At 41.2% G+C, this 18,181-nt stretch carries 18 protein-coding genes and 1 pseudogene; 5 read left to right on the forward strand and 14 right to left on the reverse strand.

Annotated elements, in window-relative coordinates:
* Positions 1-184: 184 nt before the first annotated feature.
* From pheT to HW271_RS06530, 5 genes are all read right to left on the reverse strand, one after another.
* Positions 185-2,590 carry a phenylalanine--tRNA ligase subunit beta gene (gene pheT, locus HW271_RS06510; protein ID WP_178895346.1) on the reverse strand — a complete coding sequence of 802 codons (2,406 nt, stop codon included), beginning with the start codon at positions 2,588-2,590 and terminating at the stop codon, positions 185-187.
* A 130-nt stretch (positions 2,591-2,720) separates the two neighbouring features.
* On the reverse strand, positions 2,721-3,767 hold the full coding sequence (gene pheS, locus HW271_RS06515) for a phenylalanine--tRNA ligase subunit alpha (RefSeq protein WP_178895347.1): 1,047 nt from the start codon (positions 3,765-3,767) through the stop codon (positions 2,721-2,723).
* Positions 3,768-4,044: 277 nt separating this feature from the next.
* Complete coding sequence (ldcB, locus tag HW271_RS06520; protein ID WP_178895348.1) at positions 4,045-4,761, reverse strand: LD-carboxypeptidase LdcB/DacB; 717 nt, start codon at positions 4,759-4,761, stop codon at positions 4,045-4,047.
* A gap of 11 nt (positions 4,762-4,772) precedes the next feature.
* Positions 4,773-5,234, reverse strand: coding sequence for an HIT family protein (locus tag HW271_RS06525; RefSeq protein ID WP_049494184.1), 462 nt, complete (start codon positions 5,232-5,234; stop codon positions 4,773-4,775).
* A gap of 1 nt (position 5,235) precedes the next feature.
* On the reverse strand, positions 5,236-6,273 hold the full coding sequence (locus HW271_RS06530; RefSeq protein ID WP_049494258.1) for a M42 family metallopeptidase: 1,038 nt from the start codon (positions 6,271-6,273) through the stop codon (positions 5,236-5,238).
* A gap of 132 nt (positions 6,274-6,405) precedes the next feature.
* Here HW271_RS06530 and HW271_RS06535 point away from each other — a divergent pair, with 132 nt between their 5' ends.
* On the forward strand, positions 6,406-6,954 hold the full coding sequence (locus tag HW271_RS06535; RefSeq protein WP_049494185.1) for a DUF1307 domain-containing protein: 549 nt from the start codon (positions 6,406-6,408) through the stop codon (positions 6,952-6,954).
* Positions 6,955-6,991: 37 nt separating this feature from the next.
* On the opposite strand, the gene brnQ is transcribed toward HW271_RS06535, so the two are convergent.
* From brnQ to HW271_RS06565, 6 genes are all read right to left on the reverse strand, one after another.
* Complete coding sequence (gene brnQ / locus HW271_RS06540; RefSeq protein ID WP_178895349.1) at positions 6,992-8,317, reverse strand: branched-chain amino acid transport system II carrier protein; 1,326 nt, start codon at positions 8,315-8,317, stop codon at positions 6,992-6,994.
* A gap of 163 nt (positions 8,318-8,480) precedes the next feature.
* Complete coding sequence (locus tag HW271_RS06545) at positions 8,481-8,762, reverse strand: rhodanese-like domain-containing protein (RefSeq protein WP_049494187.1); 282 nt, start codon at positions 8,760-8,762, stop codon at positions 8,481-8,483.
* On the reverse strand, positions 8,759-9,349 hold the full coding sequence (locus HW271_RS06550; protein ID WP_049494188.1) for a uracil-DNA glycosylase family protein: 591 nt from the start codon (positions 9,347-9,349) through the stop codon (positions 8,759-8,761). The genes HW271_RS06545 and HW271_RS06550 overlap by 4 nt, the downstream gene beginning before the upstream one ends.
* A 52-nt stretch (positions 9,350-9,401) precedes the next feature.
* Entirely contained in the window at positions 9,402-10,802 is a 1,401-nt protein-coding gene (gene pepV / locus HW271_RS06555; protein WP_049494189.1) for a dipeptidase PepV, read from the reverse strand.
* A 9-nt stretch (positions 10,803-10,811) separates the two neighbouring features.
* Positions 10,812-11,417 carry a nitroreductase family protein gene (locus HW271_RS06560; protein ID WP_178895350.1) on the reverse strand — a complete coding sequence of 202 codons (606 nt, stop codon included), beginning with the start codon at positions 11,415-11,417 and terminating at the stop codon, positions 10,812-10,814.
* Between the two features lie 194 nt (positions 11,418-11,611).
* Entirely contained in the window at positions 11,612-12,112 is a 501-nt protein-coding gene (locus tag HW271_RS06565; RefSeq protein ID WP_178895351.1) for a hypothetical protein, read from the reverse strand.
* A gap of 137 nt (positions 12,113-12,249) precedes the next feature.
* Here HW271_RS06565 and HW271_RS06570 point away from each other — a divergent pair.
* Positions 12,250-12,474 (forward strand): annotated as a pseudogene (locus tag HW271_RS06570) (amino acid ABC transporter substrate-binding protein); the annotation flags it as partial.
* A 63-nt stretch (positions 12,475-12,537) separates the two neighbouring features.
* Here HW271_RS06570 and HW271_RS06575 read toward each other — a convergent pair.
* Positions 12,538-13,371: a metallophosphoesterase gene (locus HW271_RS06575; RefSeq protein ID WP_178895352.1), complete on the reverse strand. Its 834-nt coding sequence runs from the start codon at positions 13,369-13,371 to the stop codon at positions 12,538-12,540.
* A gap of 207 nt (positions 13,372-13,578) precedes the next feature.
* Here HW271_RS06575 and HW271_RS06580 point away from each other — a divergent pair, with 207 nt between their 5' ends.
* Genes HW271_RS06580 through HW271_RS06590 form a run of 3 tightly spaced genes read left to right on the forward strand, consistent with a single transcriptional unit; the run spans position 13,579 to position 14,682 of the window.
* Positions 13,579-13,773, forward strand: coding sequence for a helix-turn-helix transcriptional regulator (locus HW271_RS06580; protein WP_178895353.1), 195 nt, complete (start codon positions 13,579-13,581; stop codon positions 13,771-13,773).
* A gap of 14 nt (positions 13,774-13,787) precedes the next feature.
* Entirely contained in the window at positions 13,788-14,330 is a 543-nt protein-coding gene (locus tag HW271_RS06585; RefSeq protein ID WP_178895354.1) for a DUF3278 domain-containing protein, read from the forward strand.
* Between the two features lie 10 nt (positions 14,331-14,340).
* Positions 14,341-14,682: a hypothetical protein gene (locus HW271_RS06590; RefSeq protein ID WP_178895355.1), complete on the forward strand. Its 342-nt coding sequence runs from the start codon at positions 14,341-14,343 to the stop codon at positions 14,680-14,682.
* 48 nt (positions 14,683-14,730) lie between these two features.
* Here HW271_RS06590 and HW271_RS06595 read toward each other — a convergent pair whose 3' ends face one another.
* Both HW271_RS06595 and HW271_RS06600 read right to left on the reverse strand, forming a co-directional pair.
* On the reverse strand, positions 14,731-15,627 hold the full coding sequence (locus HW271_RS06595) for a TDT family transporter (RefSeq protein WP_178895356.1): 897 nt from the start codon (positions 15,625-15,627) through the stop codon (positions 14,731-14,733).
* 198 nt (positions 15,628-15,825) lie between these two features.
* Entirely contained in the window at positions 15,826-18,162 is a 2,337-nt protein-coding gene (locus HW271_RS06600) for an endonuclease MutS2 (protein ID WP_178895357.1), read from the reverse strand.
* Positions 18,163-18,181: the final 19 nt, after the last annotated feature.

Raw genomic sequence — 18,181 nt, forward strand, 5'->3', positions numbered from 1 at the left:
ACTAATCTTACCCTCATTATACTCCTTTTTTGGGGCATTACAAGGATTTATGTACATTTTTATTAGTAGAATTTGCTTGGATTTTTTCATACCAAAAATAATAAAATTCACATTTATTTTTCTTTCCAATATTCGGCATTGACAAAGACAAAAAAATCCATCCCTCAGGATGGATTTTAGACTTTTAACGCACTTCTGCATTGACTTTTTCTTCAAGTGAAGCTTGGATTTTTTCCATGTAACGTGCGACTTCTTCGTCAGTCAAGCTATCTTCTGGATTTTGGAAGGTCAAGCTGTAGGCCATAGACTTCATACCGATTCCTAGTTTTTCACCTGAGAAGACGTCGAAGAGTTTGATATCTGTCAAACGTTTCACGCCAGCTGCTTGGATGGCATCTACCACCTCTTGGTGAGTCACTTCTGCCTTGAGGAGAAGGGCGATATCACGGCTCACCGCTGGGAATTTGGTGATTTCCACAAATGGAGCGGCTGGTTGAAGAGCTGCTTCGATAGCTGAAAGGTTGAGCTCTGCCACATAAGTTTCTGGAATATCGTAAGCCTTAGCTGTAACAGGATGTACTTGACCGAGGAAACCAAGGACTTGGTCACCGAGTGAGATCAAGGCTGTACGTCCTGGGTGAAGACTAGCAATTTCAGAAGTTGCTGTATAAGTCACTTCAAGACCCAAGCGAGCAAAGAGAGCTTCCAAAATTCCCTTAGCATAGAAGAAGTCAACAGGAACTGCTGCTGTTTGGAAGTCTTTTTCAGCGACTAAACCTGTCAAAGCAAAGGCAAAGCTATTGATTTCGTTTGGCAAGTCTTCTTTTGGATTACCAGTTTGTTCAAAGACTTTTCCAATCTCATAAAGAGCCAAGTCTTTATTCTTACGTGCTACGTTGTAGGCAACTGTATCAAGGATACCTGAAACCATATTTTGACGGAGAACAGAACGGTCCACAGTCATTGGCCACATGAGCTCTGTTAAATGACTTGGCTGAATCGTAAACTCAACCGCTTTTTCAGGAGTTGTAAGAGCGTAGGTGATGATTTCAGTCAATCCAGCCCCTTCAGCAATAGTCCGAACTTGACGACGGAGTTTTTGTGTCGCTGTTAACTCACCTGCTGTCCCATCGTCTTTTGGAAGACTAGTTGGCAAGCGGTCATAACCGTAGATACGAGCGATTTCTTCAAAGAGATCCGCTTCGATAGTGATATCCCAACGGCGACGTGGAACTCTTACTGTGAAGCTGTCAGCATTTCCAGAAAGGCCAAATCCAAGACGACGGAAGACATCTTCTACATCGGCGTAGGAAAGCTCTGTACCGAGGACACGGTTGACGTCAACAAGAGTTGAAGAAACTTCCACATCAGAAGTGTCAAGCTCACCTGCTGAAACGATCCCCTTACGAACAGTTGCTCCTGAAAACTCTGCAATCATGCTCGCTGCCGCATCAAGGGCTTCATTGACAGTTGCCACGTTGATGCCTTTTTCAAAGCGAGAAGAAGATTCTGAACGAAGGTTGAGGCGACCACTAGTCTTACGGATAGATTTGCCATTGAAAACAGCAGCTTCAAGGACGACACGACTAGATTTTTCAGAGATTTCTGTAGCTTGACCACCCATAACACCTGCAAGGGCTACTGGTTTATCAGCGACAGTGATTACGAGGTCATTTATTTCTAACTCACGCTCTTCACCATCCAAGGTTACTAATTTTTCACCAGCACGCGCTTCACGCACACGGATGTCAGTCCCTTCAAAGGTATCCAAGTCAAAGGCATGCATTGGTTGACCAAAGTAAAGCAAGATATAGTTGGTCACGTCGACGACATTATTAATCGGACGGATGCCTTCGTTCATGAGGAGGTTTTGCAACCATTGTGGACTTGGTGCGATGGTCACATTGTCCAAGATACGAGTTGCATAATAAGGCGCCTTGTCTGTGTCAATGCTGACAGAAAGAGCATCGGCTGTAGCTTGGTCTGTTTCTGAAAGAGCAAATTCTTTAAAGTTAACTGCCTTGTCATAAATCGCTGCTACTTCGTACGCTACCCCACGCATAGAAAGAGCGTCTGCACGGTTTGGAGTGATAGAAAGCTCGATGATTTCATCATCCAAGTCTAGGTAAGAGAAGACTTCATCTCCTGGAACAGCATCTTGAGGCAAGATTTGGATCCCATCTGCAAATTCCTTTGGTACAACGGAGTCAGAAATGCCCAACTCACCAAGTGAACAGATCATCCCGAGTGACTCTAAGCCACGGATTTTCCCTTTTTTAATCTTGTAGTTATCTGCGATACGAGCACCTGGAAGAGCCACCATGACCTTGATGCCTGCATGCACATTTGGTGCTCCACAGACGATTTGACGGGCTTCTTCTTCACCCACATTGACTTGGCAGACATGCAAGTGTGTTTCTGGCACATCTTCACAAGACAGGACTTCTCCGACGACAATTTTTGAGAGACCAGCAGCAGGTGATTCCACACCTTCTACTTCGATCCCTGTGGTTGACATTTTTTCAGCCAACTCTTGTGATGGCACATCAATGTCCACCAATTCTTTTAACCATTTATAAGATACTAACATAATTCTGATTGTAAGATCCCAGTAAGAGAGACCTTTTCAATTCCTTTCTTTTTCTTTGAGGTAGTCCTCACCATTTCTCATTGAGAGAAGATGATTAGTACTGTATAGGACTGTGTTTCAGGTTTCAATCTTATTTAAACTGTTCTGAGAAGCGGACATCGCCTTGGTAGAATCCACGGATATCGTTGATTCCATAACGAAGCATAGCTACACGCTCTTGACCAAGACCAAAGGCAAAACCAGAGTAAACACTTGCATCAATCCCACTCATTTCAAGGACACGAGGGTGAACCATTCCGGCACCCATAATCTCGATCCAACCTGTTTTCTTACAAACGTTACAGCCATCTCCACCACACTTGAAGCATGAAACATCAACCTCAACAGAAGGCTCTGTAAATGGGAAGTAAGATGGACGCAAACGAATTTGACGCTCTTCACCAAACATTTTTTGCACAATCAACTGAAGAGTTCCTTGAAGATCAGCCATAGAGATGTTTTTCCCTACAACCAAACCTTCGATTTGGTGGAATTGGTGACTGTGGGTTGCATCGTCTGTATCACGACGGAATACACGTCCTGGTGAGATCATCTTCAAAGGACCTTTAGAAAAATCATGGGCATCCATCGCACGCGCCTGAACTGGAGACGTGTGGGTACGGAGCAAGATTTCTTCTGTGATGTAGAAAGTGTCCTGCATATCACGGGCTGGGTGGTCTTTTGGAAGGTTCATACGTTCGAAGTTGTAGTAGTCTTGTTCTACTTCAAATCCATCCACAACTTGATAACCCATACCGATGAAAATATCTTCAATTTCTTCACTAGTTTGTGTAAGAACGTGACGGTGACCAGTCGCAACTGGACGAGCTGGAAGAGTCACATCAATACTCTCACTTGCTAGTTGAGCTGCGACTTTCTTTTCTTCCAAGAGCTTAGCTGTTTCTTCAAAGGCAGCTGTCAAGACATCACGAGCCTCGTTTACGTGTTTTCCGATAACAGGACGCATTTCTGCAGAAACGTCTTTCATCCCTTTAAGGATTTCGGTCAGTGACCCTTTTTTCCCAAGGACTGAGACACGCAATTCTTGCATCTCTTTTTCATTTTCAGCAGTAATCTGCTTCAAGCTAGCTAGCGTTTCTTCACGAAGCGCTTTTAATTGTTCTTCAATAGTTGACATAATTCCTCCATCAGTCTCTCGTAAGATAAAAAGAAAACCACATGTCAAAAACTCCACTCGGAGCGTTGACACGCGGTACCATCCGTTTTCATCTGACAAGTCAGACCTTTATTTCCGAATCCTTGCGCAAGTGAATTCACCCAGTTTTCATATAGAGAGCTTTCAGTCACGGCTCTCCTCCCTGATATACTTCCCTTGAGTTACTAGTCTTGCAGATTCCTATTTAATTACTAAATATTTTATCAAATTTCAAGCATTCTTGCAAGATGTTTTGCGACTAATCAACATAGTCTCCACCTTCAAAGCCATAATACTCTTCCAGACTGAGGCCACTTGCAGCGATTTCTTTGGCTTCTTTGCCGACGTAGCGAAGGTGCCATTCCTCGGCCATATAACCCGTTTCCTTTTCCTTACCTTTGAGATAACGGACGACAAAGCCATAGTCAGCCGCATGGTCCAAAAGCCATTGGGCAGCCTTTTCTTCAGTCACTAAATCTCCATTTGTTCCAATTAGGTCAAAGGCAAGGCCAGTTTGGTGTTCACTGTAACCAGGCCGAGCAGAATAGCGGTCAGCCTCTGCCTTTCCGTCTTTGTTGACATAGTCCTGATAAAGCTGAGTTTGAGTTTCATAACTTCTAAAACCACTATAGTTGTCGCTAATCGGGAATCCTGCTTGTTGCATAGCTGCAATGAGTTTCAACAGTTCTGCTTTAGCGGTAGGGTTTTCCCCTGGATTATAGTCTTTTGACATAGGATAATGCTTATTAGCGACAACAATCTCATCGTACTTGCCTTGAATGCTGTAGTGATCTCCTTTGTCTACTACTTCTGCTTTCTTTTGACTAGCTACCTGAGACTTACTTCCCGCAGTTCCTTCTTGGACAGTTTTTTCTTCCGTTGAAGTCTGAGTTTCTGAAGTTGCTGGCTTTTCTTGTGAGCAAGCCGCTAATGTCAAGGCTAATAATCCTGATAATACAAGATATCTTTTCTTCATCTTTAATCCTTTCATTTTACTATCTGGTTTAAAGTTTCTGATAATGTCGCAATCAAGTTTTCCAGTCTCCGATCTTTAACGTGATATTCCTCAGCGACCATTTCTTCCCAAGGAACCCACCAGACTGGACCACGTCCATTTAGACCGTGCCCTTTCATATCACCAGCTCGTCTTGGAAAAATATGCCAGTGAACATGAGCGTCTCCATTTCCCAACAACTCTACATTCATCTTTTCAGCAGTAAAAGCCTTAGAGACAGCTTCCTGAACCAGACTCATTTCCTCTAAAAAGCGGAATTTGACAGTTGGATGTAGATGATGCAATTCTGTGACATGTTCCTTGGCTAAGAATAGAGTGTAGCCTTCAAAATACTGGTGGTCTCCGATGACAACATAGCCAGTTTCTAATTCCTTGACAAAGTAGGGATTTTCCCCTGCCTTAATCAATTCAATTCGATCACAAATCAAGCACATCTTATTCCACCAAGTCACTCTTGAGATAAGCATCTACCATACGCTCAGTAGCCACTACAGAATCAATATGAGTACGCTCATAAGAATGACTAGACTCAATACCAGCTCCTAGAAGAGCGTGCTTAACCTCTGCTCCAGCTGACATCGCTGCAGAAGCATCCGAACCGTAAAATGGATAGATATCTAGTTTAAACGGAATGTCTTGCTCTTCAGCTAAAGCAACTAAATGTTGACGGAATTCATAGTGGTAAGGACCAGAAGCATCTTTGACACAGATAGAGACTGTGTACTCGTCCGTCTGCTGGTCATCTCCCATCGCTCCCATATCTACTGCCAGATATTCGACAACTTGACTAGGGATACTTGAGTTAGCACCATGCCCCACTTCTTCAAAGACTGAAAAAGCAAAATGCGTAGTAACTGGAAGCTCAATTCCTTCTTCTTTGTAGACTTTGAGGAGATTTAGGAGAATTGCTGCGCTGACCTTATCATCCAAATGACGCGATTTGATAAAGCCTGAATCAGCCACCACAGTTCGTGGGTCAAAACTGATAAAGTCTCCAACCTCGATACCGAGTGCACGTGTTTCTTTTTCGTTGGTCACTTTTTCATCCAAACGTACTTCCATATTGTCCTGCGTACGTTCCGCAGTTCCAGCATCCTTATAGACGTGACAAGAAGTCTGGTGGATTAAAATCGTACCTGAAACAGTCTTACCTGTGCTAGCCACATGAACGGTACAGTTTTCTCCCTCAATCATGTTCCAAGGATATCCTCCAATACGGTCCATTTTAAGACGACCATCTGGTTTAACAGCGCGAACGATAGCTCCCAGAGTATCCACATGGGCAGTCACATAGCGTTGTTGTTCATCATTTTTACCTTTAACAGTAACGTTGACACCACCTTTGGCAGTACGGACAGGTTGATAGCCTAACTTTTCAAGTGTCTCAACTAAATAATCAGTAATCTCACGGGTAAAACCTGTTGGCGATGCGATAGCAGTTAGTTCTTTAATATATTCTACAGTTTGATTCATTTCTTCACCTCTTCTTACCATTATATCACTTTTCCCATTTTAGTATGTGTAAAAAGGAAAAACTGACATACTTTGATAATGAAAGTATGTTATGGTATAATAAAAGTAGTTCTTATGATGAAAGGAAAAAATATGAACAGATATTTCAAAATAACGCTTCTCTTAGCCTTACCGTTGGCATTCTTGTTGGGATGTTCTAAACAATCAACAACTTCTAACTCTTTAAAAGCAGAAACAAGTGAAGTAAAAACTACCGAAACTGAAACTACTGAGGCTGAAACTACAGAAAAGAAAGCTGAATCAAAAACTGTAGCCTTTGTTCATGACAGTAATCCAGGAAGACATTCTACCTTGACATACACTGTTGAAGGCGATGATGTTATGAAACAAGAAGTTTATAATGTTTTTGAACCTGAAGTACTCAATAAGAGCGCCGATGAGATTAAAGAACTTATCGTGAAAACTTATAAAGGGTATGAAGGAATTAAGGGCGTTACACAAAATATCGAATTCAAAGATGGAAAAGTCGTCCATACCATGGTCATTGACATGACTGTAGTCAATCTTGATGAGATGAAAAAAGCAATGCCAAATGAATATTCAGGAGCTGGAAAACGTGTAAGTTTTGCAAAAACTAAAAAAATGCTTGAGGATCTTGGGTATACTGAAAAAACGAACTAAGAGTAATAAAAAAACCTTGGCATCTGCCAAGGTTTTTTTATTCCATCTCAAAAGCTTCACTTTCTTGTTTGTTAGGAAGAACAAGAGAAAGTAAAATTCCGATAATCGCTGGTACTAACCATGGCAATGAAGCCTTAGCAAATGGTAGAGCATTCACAATGTTGGCAAGGAAGGTCACTTCAAATGAACTTCCTAAGACGCTAGCTATGGCAATAGCAGTTACAAGTCCCATAGTCAATTGCATCCCTGGTTTTGAAAGTGGTACAAATTTGTTCACAATCACAATCATAACAATCACAATCGTGATTGGATACAAGACAACTAGCACTGGAACTGAGTATTTGATAATAGCACTCAATCCAAGGTTTGCGATAGCAAAACCAATCAAGGTAAAGACAGTCGCATAAACCTTGTAGCTGATTTGTGGGAAGCGGTCGTTGAAGAATTCAGCTGTTGATACAATCAAGCCTACTGTTGTTGTGAAACAAGTCACCGTTACCATGACTGCAAGGAAAAGCTGTGCTGTCGAGCCAAAGATTTCTTGCGTTGCTTGTGACAAGATATAAACTCCTGGAGTTCCTTCGCTCATCACTTCAGCTGGTACTAGGAAATGATTTCCAAGGAAACCTAGGCCAATGTATAAAGCACTAAATCCTAAAGCTACAACGATTCCAACGACCCAAATAGTTGAAATGTATTCTTTCTTACTTGAAAATCCAAGCTGTTTCAAGGTTTGAACAGCGATAACACTAAAGGCAACAGAAGCAAGCGCATCAAGTGTATTATATCCCTCAAGGAAACCTGCACCAAAGGCTGAAGTTTGATAGGCACCTGATGCTGCTTGCGGTGCGTTCCCACCATATTTAAAGGCCCCAAGGATAACCAAAACAACAATCAAAATCGCAAATACTGGAGTCAAGATTCGTCCGATACGATCCAAAATCTTTGAAGGGTTAAGGGCGATTAAATAGGCTGCAACAAAGTAGAGAATTGTAAAGACAATCAAACCTAACCCCTTATCTGCTTCGGCCAGGAGGGGACTAATACCGACCTCAAACGATGTTGTTGCTGTACGTGGAATGGCAAAGAATGGACCAATCGACAAGTACAAAGCTGCAAGATAAATCGTCGCAAACCATGGAGAAATTTTCTTAGAAATCTCATAGATATAACCCTTAGGATTAAGGGTCCCAATAATCAAAGTTAGGACGGCAATCCCAACACCTGAAAATACAAATCCTGCAATGGCAGGAAGGAAGTTTTCTCCAGACTGTGCGCCTAGAGTTGGAGGGAAAATCAAGTTACCTGCTCCAAAAAATATTCCAAACAGAAGTAATCCTGTTAAAGCACCTTTTTTAGCCATAAACTCTCCTTATAAAATTAAAATACTTTCTTAGTATAACATGTTTAAAGGCATGAAAAGGCTATCAGGAAATCATTCTAAAATGTTTTCAATTTTCGGAATTTTAGAGCAAATAAATTCCCTTTAAAACCTTTCTTATTTTCGGTCTCAAAGGGAGTTTTTCTTATTCTAAAGCATCCATGCCACCTTGGACATTGATAACCTCATATCCTTGTTCTGTTAAAAATTGACAAGCGCGTGCTGAACGCATTCCTGATTTACAAATCACGTAATAAAGCTGGTCTTTGTCCAGTTGTACATAAGTATCTGCCAGTTGACTGAGAGGGAAATTATGAGCACCTTCTAAATGAAGAGCTTCAAATTCCTCTACTTCTCTCACGTCCACTAGAGAAAGTTGCTCATTTTGATAAAGCTGGTAAAATTCATCGAAGGAAATTTCTTTCATTCTTTTTCTCCTAAAATTGTTTTAATTCTTTTTTTCAAATCGGGAACCACTTCCGACTCAAACCAAGGATTTTTTTTCATCCAGATTTGATTACGTGGTGATGGGTGTACCAGAGGGAAATAATCAGGCAAATAATCCTTGAACCGATGCACACGGTCTGTCACCTTGCCACTGACCTTTTCATGCAGATAGTAAGCCTGAGCATACTGCCCAATCAAGAGTGTTAATTGAATATCTGGCAATTCCTTCAAAAGTTTTGGATGCCATTTTTCTGCAAAACCTGGACGTGGTGGTAGGTCACCCGATTTTCCATGACCTGGAAAGTAGAAATCCATAGGCATGACTGCAAAGTAACCTGAATTATAAAACGTATCTTCATCCACACCTAGCCACTCTCGCAAGCGGTCACCACTTTTATCCTTCCAGTAAAGTCCTGCTTCTTGAGTTTTGAGTCCAGGAGCTTGCCCAATGATATTGATACGAGCAGTCTTTGGTGCTGCAAAAAGAGGCTCGATACCCTGCTCAGTATAGCTGGCATTCTGTGGATCCGCCATGATAGCTTGCTTGATTTTTTCGATTTGAGACATCTGTTTCCCTCCAAAAAGAAGTCCAAGCATAGAATCTCAGACTTCTAGATCATTATTTGATCAATTCATAAATAGCTTCAGCGTAGATGGCTGCTGCACGGAAAAGATCGTCCAAGGCGATAAATTCATTGGCCTGGTGCATAGTATCGATAGAATCTGGGAACATAGCACCGTAGGCTACACCACGCTCTAATAGACGTCCAAAAGTTCCTCCACCGATGACTTGTTCGTGACCTTGAAGACCTGTTTGTTTTTCGTAAACATTCAACAAGGTTTGAACGAGTGGATCTTCCATTGGCACATAGTGAGGAGTGTGACCATGTTCAGAAAGGCTGACTGAAGCAACTGGCAAGCTTTCAAGAACTGACTTGATTTGCTCTGGGCTTGTTCCTTTTGGATAACGGAAGTTGAGGGCAATAGTATTGTCAGCACTTGTTTCATCAAAGCGGAAGACACCCGCATTCATAGAAAGAGCACCCATCTTTTCATCTACATGAGCTACTTTCAAGTTTTTACCTTCGTGGTCATTCAAGAGAATCTTACCAGCAATGTCAAGATAGTCTTTTGCAGGCCCTTCAAAGGCAAATTGGCTGAGGAAGAGGGCAAGGTAAGTCGCACCATTGACACCTGAAGCAGGCATAGCACCATGGGCTGATTTACCAATTACAGTCACCTTGTACTGACCATTTTCTTCTTGAATTTCTCCTCTGAGATTGTGCTCTGCAACGAAGGCGTCTAGCTTAGTTTGCAAGTCAGCTAAGTCGCCTGAAACAACTGCTGTTGCTGATTCTGGCACCATGTTTTCGCGTAAACCACCTGTGAAGCTGTGAAGACGAGCTGCACCAGTATTTTCACCAGCAAAGTGGAGATATTCTGTGATATTTCCTTTTTCACCATTGATGATAGGGAATTCAGCATCTGGTGAGAATCCAAAGTCAGGTTTTGCAAGTCCTACATGCTCAAAGTAGTAGTCCATATCTGCCCAACCTGATTCTTCATCAGTTCCCACGATGAAGCGAACTTTCTTAGAAGTTGGAAGCCCCAATTCCTTGATGATTTTCAAACCGTAGTAACAAGCTGTTGTAGGTCCCTTATCATCAGAAGCCCCACGCGCATAAAGTCGACCATCTTTGATAGTTGGAGTGTAAGGGTCAGTGTCCCAACCACTACCTGCTGGCACTACGTCCATGTGGGCAAAGATTCCGAGAACTTCTTCTCCTTGACCAAACTCGAAATGACCTGCATAGTTGTCGACATTTTTTGTTGGGTAGCCATCACGGTCTGCGATTTCGAGGAATTTCTCCAAGGCTTTTACTGGACCAGGTCCAAATGGATGCTGCGCATCGGCCTTACTGTCATCACGTTCTGAGTTGATTTCCAAAAGGCTAAACAAGTCAGCCAAGAGGTCTTCTTTGCGTTTTTCTACTTCTGTTGTAAAATCAATAACTGTCATTTTTACTTCCTATCTTTTCTCGATAATTTCATCTACTGGCAAGCGGTAGCTTGGTTCCAACTTCTCGTCTGTGTATCCTACTGTAATCAAAAGCTCTGGACGGAAGCGTTCTTCAATTTCCAAGACTTCATTAGCTTTTGATTTATCAAAACCTAGTATAATATTTGAACCAATTCCCTGGTCAGTCAATGCAAGGACCAAGTTCATCGCAACTAATCCTGCATTAAGAGCCAAGTAGTCACTGACTTGTTGTTCATTGTAACGTGCATACTCAGCTGGAAGATTTTTCATAAAGTACTGAAGTTGTTCTTCTGAGAAGTTCTTTGCTCCACCAACACGGGCAATCTTGCGAGCTCGTTTAGCTAGGTCAGTATCTGTAAACAAGGCAATCGTTACAGGTGCAGAGGCTACTTGCTCAAAGTTTGAACCGTAAGCCAATTTTGCTAGTTCAGCATTTTTCTCACGAACCACGACGAATTTCCAAGGCTGGCTGTTGTGGGCACTTGGTGCCAAGGTTGCGATTTCGATAGCTGTACGGACATCCTTTGGATCAACAGGTTTATCAATAAAATGCTTGGTCGCATGACGTTTTTTATTTAACTCAAGAAATTTCATAAGCAAGTTCCTTTTCTATTTCTATTGCTTCCATTTTACCACATTCTGAAAGAGCTTGCAGAGATTTTTCATAAGTAGAGACCTTTATCCCATCTCTTAACCAGGAATTACAAGCTTTTCGATTTAGTTGTAAGCTATAATAAAAACTTTCTGCACAAGAAAAAGTAGACGATTAGTCGCCTACTTTACTCATATTATTGCGCTGATACAATTTTACTTGCAGATTCAATCGCTTGTTTCATAGCATCACGTGCAGTCTTCAATTGTTGAAGGAAAACAGTACGTGCTTCTGCAGGCATTTCTGTATCGTCAGAACCTGCGCTTGACAAGCCATCATTAAATGCCTTTCTTGAAGTTTCTAGTGAGTTAAGAGCAGGTTCCACTTGTTGTTTATAAGCATCTTTTTGAGCCTCAGGAACTTTGTCACCGATTTCTTCAACATATTTCTTATAGTTGTCAATCAACTTACCAAAAAGAGTTTTCATATCTCCAATTGTTTTAGCGTTGTCAATTTCTTCATCTGTTAGAAGAGTAACTTCAGATGTGTTTGTCTTTGAGTTATCTGTTTTTGATGAAGCTGATGTTTGTTCAGTCGTGCTTGAAACTTTACTTGCAGAATCAGAAGATTTATTTCCACAAGCTGCTAAAGTTGCAACTGATAAGAGCACAAGGCCCGCAGTAAGAAGTTTTTTCATGACTATCTCCTTTAAATAGTTTTATGATACCTATATTTTAAAATAAAATAATTTTATTGTCAAACATTTACCGAATTATTGAAGCTAAAAAGCTCATTGAGTTCACTATTTTTAAAATCTATATTAAATTTATCGAAAATGTTCAAAAGATTATCCAAGACCGAGGTTTAGACTTGAACGTAGTCGACTTGGAAAGCAATGATAATCCAAATAACTACATTATCTTCTCAAGCGATGGAAAAGAAATTAAAGAACAATTTGACAAGGTCCTCAAAGAACTCTACCAAGACGGAACCCTTGAAAAACTCAGCAAAACCTATCTCGGTGGTTCCTACCTACCAGATCAATCTCAATTACAATAAGATATATTAAAAACGATTGGCTAGTCCAATCGTTTATTTAGTATCTGTTAATCAAAGCAACTCTTACAAAAAATCAAAATAATTCTTCACATCCTCCACATAGCCATGCTTTTCAATTAAACTAGCTAACAAATCTCTATTATGGCCTTGATAGTTGTCCTCTCGCCGCAATTCTTCATACATTTCGATAAAGGGAAGGCCCTTGGTCTTAGCTGATTCTAGCTCTGCTTCATAGTCATAAACAACCTTACGAAATTGGATATTGACTAATTCACCATTTTCAACCTCAAGTAAGGCATACTGGGCACGGTGATTTTTCAGCCCTACCCAGTCAAAATAAGGCATACCAATCGAACCTGGATTGATGATTTGTTGACCTTGGCTACCATAACGAAGCAACTGCTTGTGAACATGACCATAGACGGCTACATCAGTAGTTTCATCAAGTAGCTGGTCAAATTTTTCGGTATCATTTTCAACCAGCAAATCACCACCATAATTTTTCTCAGGTAAATTATGTGAAAGAGAAAAGCGCAAGCCTTCTACTTCTTTCTTGGCTACCATAGGTAGATTTCTCAACCAATCAATATGCTCTGGGTTTAGACGCTCCATCAGATACTGGGTCAATCGCATAAGCTGGATTTCTTGGGGATCCTCTAAACCATATTGCCCATCTAAAGCCTCTAACACACAATCATCCCAGTTGCCTCGAACAGATGCTGTAATGGGAAGGTCTTTCAAAAGAGCCACCAAGTCATTTGCTCCCGGCCCAGGAAGAAAAATATCTCCCAGAAGCCAATATTCAGTCGCTCCCAACTTTTTAGCGTCCTCAAGCACTCCAGCTAAGGCTGTCGTGTTACCATGAATGTCTGATAAAATTGCAATCTTATGGTTCATTTTCTGCTCTTTCTTTATTGGATAGCATTCAGGGTATCCAAATCACTCTTATTTTTCTTCATTATAGCATAAAATCGTAGAAGATTTTCACATAGAAATATTATCACCAAGATTCTTTTAAAAATATGTCAAAAATAGTTGACATTTTATTTTTTAAAAGATATACTATAGTCAAATATATGTGACATAATCAAATAAGGAGGAAGCATGAATCGTGTGAAAGAATTTCGCAAGGAATTGGGCATATCCCAGCTCGAACTTGCCAAAGATATCGGTGTCTCTAGACAAACCATCAACATGATTGAGAATGACAAGTACAATCCTACCCTGGAACTCTGTCTCAATCTCGCTCATAGCCTCCAAACAGACCTCAACAGTCTCTTTTGGGAGGACGAATTTTAATAAGGAGAAGAAAAATGAAAAAAGAAACTCTCACTGAAAAACTAATCAAACGCACATACGGCATTTCTGGACCACTTGATGAACACAAACAACGTGAGGCTGACCGCATCGGAAATAAACTCTTTATGGTTCTCTTCTACCTCATGGTTTTTGGCAATCTCATTCCCTTTGTCCTCGCTTATAAATATCCCCAAGTGGTCGCTTTCGGATATCCAATCATTATTTTTCTGGTTTCTATGGCTTGTGCTATCTATGTTTCCACTCAAACTAAAAAAACAGGTATTACTACTATTGATCCTGAAATGTTGACTTGTAAAGAAAAGAAACAATTGCACTACCCTGGACTTAAGGCTGGTCTAGTCTATGGAGTTTTTATGTTCTTTGGCATGCCACTTCTCAATGTCTTAACGGATGATGGCAAGAACTATTTCACCTCTCTTTTCAATTTCGGTCATTTCACATCAATTCTTTTCGCAGCATTCTTTTTCGGATTAATAATGCAACTTGTCGTCTGGCTTCGCATTCGAAAAGCCAAGGAAGATCAAGACGACTATTAGGAGGAATCATATGAAATCATTACAAACTTTAATTCTCAGTCATATTTTGGTCAGTATCTTTATGACCTTTTTCCTAGTTTATGGCTATATTACACGTCCTTTTCTGATCATCTTCCTGCTAGCCCTTCCTGTCTTGAACAAAGGACAAAGGTTTCAGAAAATCACATCAAAAAAAATACGCCTCTTAAACGCATCTCTCTGCTTTATCCTCGTATCTCTCCCACAACTAATTACGAATTCTATGGATTGGAGATATCTCCTATTTCTAACTATCTGTATCATTTTTAGTTTGGTCTATTTCTATACTCTTTATCAACTCTTTAAAGAAGTTAAGCAAAAAGAATGTTATTAATCGCTCTAAAAAACACCCCCCTAACACTTCTCAGTGCTAGGGGATTTGTTATTTTCTTAAATATCTCACATATTCTACTAATACGTAGATGAGGATTGTTAAACAAATGATAGTTTCTAACCAAACGAGGAGGTTAAGGGTTGGAAACTGTAGGATTCCCTGGGCCATTTTCAAGGAAGTTGCCGTGATGATGGTTGGGAAAGTTAGAGCTGAAAAGGATGGTTGAAATCCCTGTTTTAGAATTCTCGGCAAGCGACTAAGGACAAAGAAAAAGAAAGTCTGTGATGCAAGAATCATGACCAGTAAAACCCAGTTAGGAAGACCTGGGCCTCCTATCCGAACCAGTGCTGCCAACAGTAGAGAAAATGGAGCACAATAGATTCCTTCTTGACCCATTAAAGCTAGTGGCAATGGATTCTTTTTCAAATCTTGATAAATGAGAGGATACAGGATGAGGGTTAAGATAAAACCAAAAATCCAAGCTCCATAGGCAATACCAACTATCCCCACCACGGGGTAGGTCAAGCTTGCTACTGCTATTCCTACATAAAGAACAGTCCAAGTCGGTGTAGCACTAGCCCTTGGCTTAGTCTGAACGTAATTGATAGTAAAGTAGATAATTAAACCTACATCCAGTAGAAAGGCAAACCACCAGAGAACTTGTGCAATGATACTCAAGCTCATAGGTAACACTCGCAATAAATAAGTCGATAAAATCATCCCTGCCATGGGAAAGGTCGCCATTCCTGACAAGAGGGGTGCTTTCTTCAGTTCTTGCTTGCTTACTTGCCAATCACTAAGATGACTGTAAATAAAACAAAACCATAGAATCAAGCCTGACAAACTAAGCAAATGAGAAAGAAATGGGAAGGTATCTAAGATAAGATTTCCTGCACCAGCTAATCCCAATAAGCAACCTGAAAAGGCTAAGGGGAGTTTCTTCATGTTAACCTCCGAAAATAACGTTACTATCAGTATAGCATAATTAAAGCTCAGCTAGACAAGCCTTCATCAATTTTTTTTGGCTATAAAACGATTGTCCCCTTTTAAAATACTCACTAACAATAATGATTAAAATAAATTCATCAAAAGAGTACCTATCACTTGATAGGTACTCTTTTAACATTTCATTCTATAGCTTGGTTAGCCTTTAAAGGTAACGATAGTCGCTCCAGAACCACCTGCATTTTGTGGCGCATAGCCAAAGCTCTTGACTTGCTTGTTTCTTTGGAGATATTTAGTTACTCCTTCACGGATGACTCCTGTACCGATACCATGGATGATGTCTACTTGAGCCATGTTGTTGAGCAGGGCTTGGTCGATAAAGGCATCCAAGGCTTCCATAGCCTCCTCATAGCGTTTGCCACGAAGATCAAGTCTAGCCTGCGGTGCTTTACCAACAGCGCGCTTGACCACGTTGACTTGTTTCTTTTTGACAGGCGCTTCTTGCTGAGCCTGAACCAAGTCGAATTCCTTATCTTCAAGCGTCATCTTGATCAAGCCGACTTGAGCTTCCCAACGACCATCCTTGAGTTGATTGGTCAAGGTACCTCGTTGACCATAGCTTAAAACGATGATATCATCCCCAATTTTTGGAGCTCGTTTCTTCTTGGCCTTTTGAAGGACCTTATTTTTAGAAAGATCAACTTTTTCAGGTGCCAACTTCTTGAGCTTGGCCTTGGCTTCGATAATTTCATGTGGTTTTAGTTGAGATTTTCTGTGAAGGTTTTTAAGAATATCATCACTTTCAGCTAGAGCCAATTCAACAATCTCAGCAGCTTGCTCACGCGCCTTATTGAGTTCTGTTTCTTTCTCACGATTGAGTTCATTGTAGAGTTTTTTAAGCGCACGGTTCATCTTGAGGTTTTCCTGCTCAACTTGGCGAATATTCTCAAGACGTTTACGGCTTTCAAGTGTCTGCTCTTCCAACTGCTCTATGATGCGATTGACATCATTGTCTTGGTTAATCTGCTTGCTGGCATCACCTACAATGACATCTGACAAGCCCAAACGTTTAGCAATCTCAAAGGCATTGCTTCGACCAGGTACTCCCTGCATAAAGCGATAGGTTGGACGCAGGCTAGCTGTATCAAACTCCATGCTGGCATTCTGAACATAAGCCGTTTCAATTCCATAGGCCTTGAGTTCAGGATAGTGAGTGGTTGCCATGGTCTTGACCTGACGCAAGCGCAAGTCTTCTAGGATAGACATGGCAAGGGCAGCTCCTTCCTGAGGATCTGTACCTGCTCCAAGCTCATCTAGTAGCAAGAGGGAGTTTTGGTTGACTTTACCGAGGATGTCTACGATATTGGTCATGTGACTAGAGAAGGTTGACAGGCTTTGCTCAATGGATTGTTCATCTCCTATATCCGCAAAGATCTCCTCAAAAATTCCCACACGACTGCCCTTATCGGCCAAAATCGGCAAACCTGACTGGGCCATCAATTGCGTCAACCCTAAGGTTTTGAGCATAATGGTCTTACCACCCGTATTGGGACCAGTGATAACGATGGCTGTTAGATCCTTACCAAAGTGCACATCATTAGCAACAGCATTTTTCACAAGAGGATGACGAACATGAAGGAGTTGAATCTCCTGTCCTTCAGAGACTTGTGGAACCACTGCTCCTGTCTCCTGGATAAAGCGGACCTTAGCCCGAATCAAGTCTAAATGCCCAATAATCCATGCATCATTTGCAATTTCAGCTGCGTGAGGTCTTACTCGTTCAGAGAGTTCTTGGAGGATACGCATCATCTCATAGCGTTCGTCTGCACGAAGACTGGCGATTTCCTCACTCAGCTTGACTACTTCACGCGGTTCGATATAGACAGTGTTCCCGCTGGCAGAAATATCATGTACTACACCGGCAATCTTATTACGATAGGTATTTTTAACTGGAAGAACTTGGCGACCATTTCTACTAGCGACAATCCCTTCTGTCAACATCTGCGCCTTCTGCTTGAGAAGGTCTTGCAAGACATCACGAACCTGGCTCTCGCTATCATGGATCTTGCGACGGATTCGTGCTAGTTCTTCACTAGCAAAATTCTCAATAAATCCAGCCTCGTTGATGGCTTGGAGATTGCCCTGTAGATGTGGGAAGTCGTGAAGTTTCTCAAACCAATTTGCCAAGTGGTCCAAGCGTACATTTTCAAGATTATCATAGAAATTTTTCAGTTCACGGCTGGCAAAGATGACACGTTTGAGAAGGAGAAATTCCTCTATGTTGAGATCAGCACCCATCTCCAAACGTTTGCAGGTAGCCGCAATATCTTTTGTTGCCGAAATGCTGAAATGAGGATGCTCAACAAAGAGTTCTTGCATCTCCTTCATCTCTGCAAATGCCTGTCTAATTTTATCAGCTTTATCTATTGGGGCTAGCTCTTTTAACTGCTCTAGTCCTTGTTCCGTCAAAAGATGAGGCTCAAATAGAGCCTTGACCTTGTTAAATTCTAACGTTTCTAGTATTTTTGTATTCATCTAATTTCCTTAGTAAAAA

It is taken from the genome of Streptococcus sp. oral taxon 061, from assembly GCF_013394695.1.
Taxonomy (GTDB): domain Bacteria; phylum Bacillota; class Bacilli; order Lactobacillales; family Streptococcaceae; genus Streptococcus.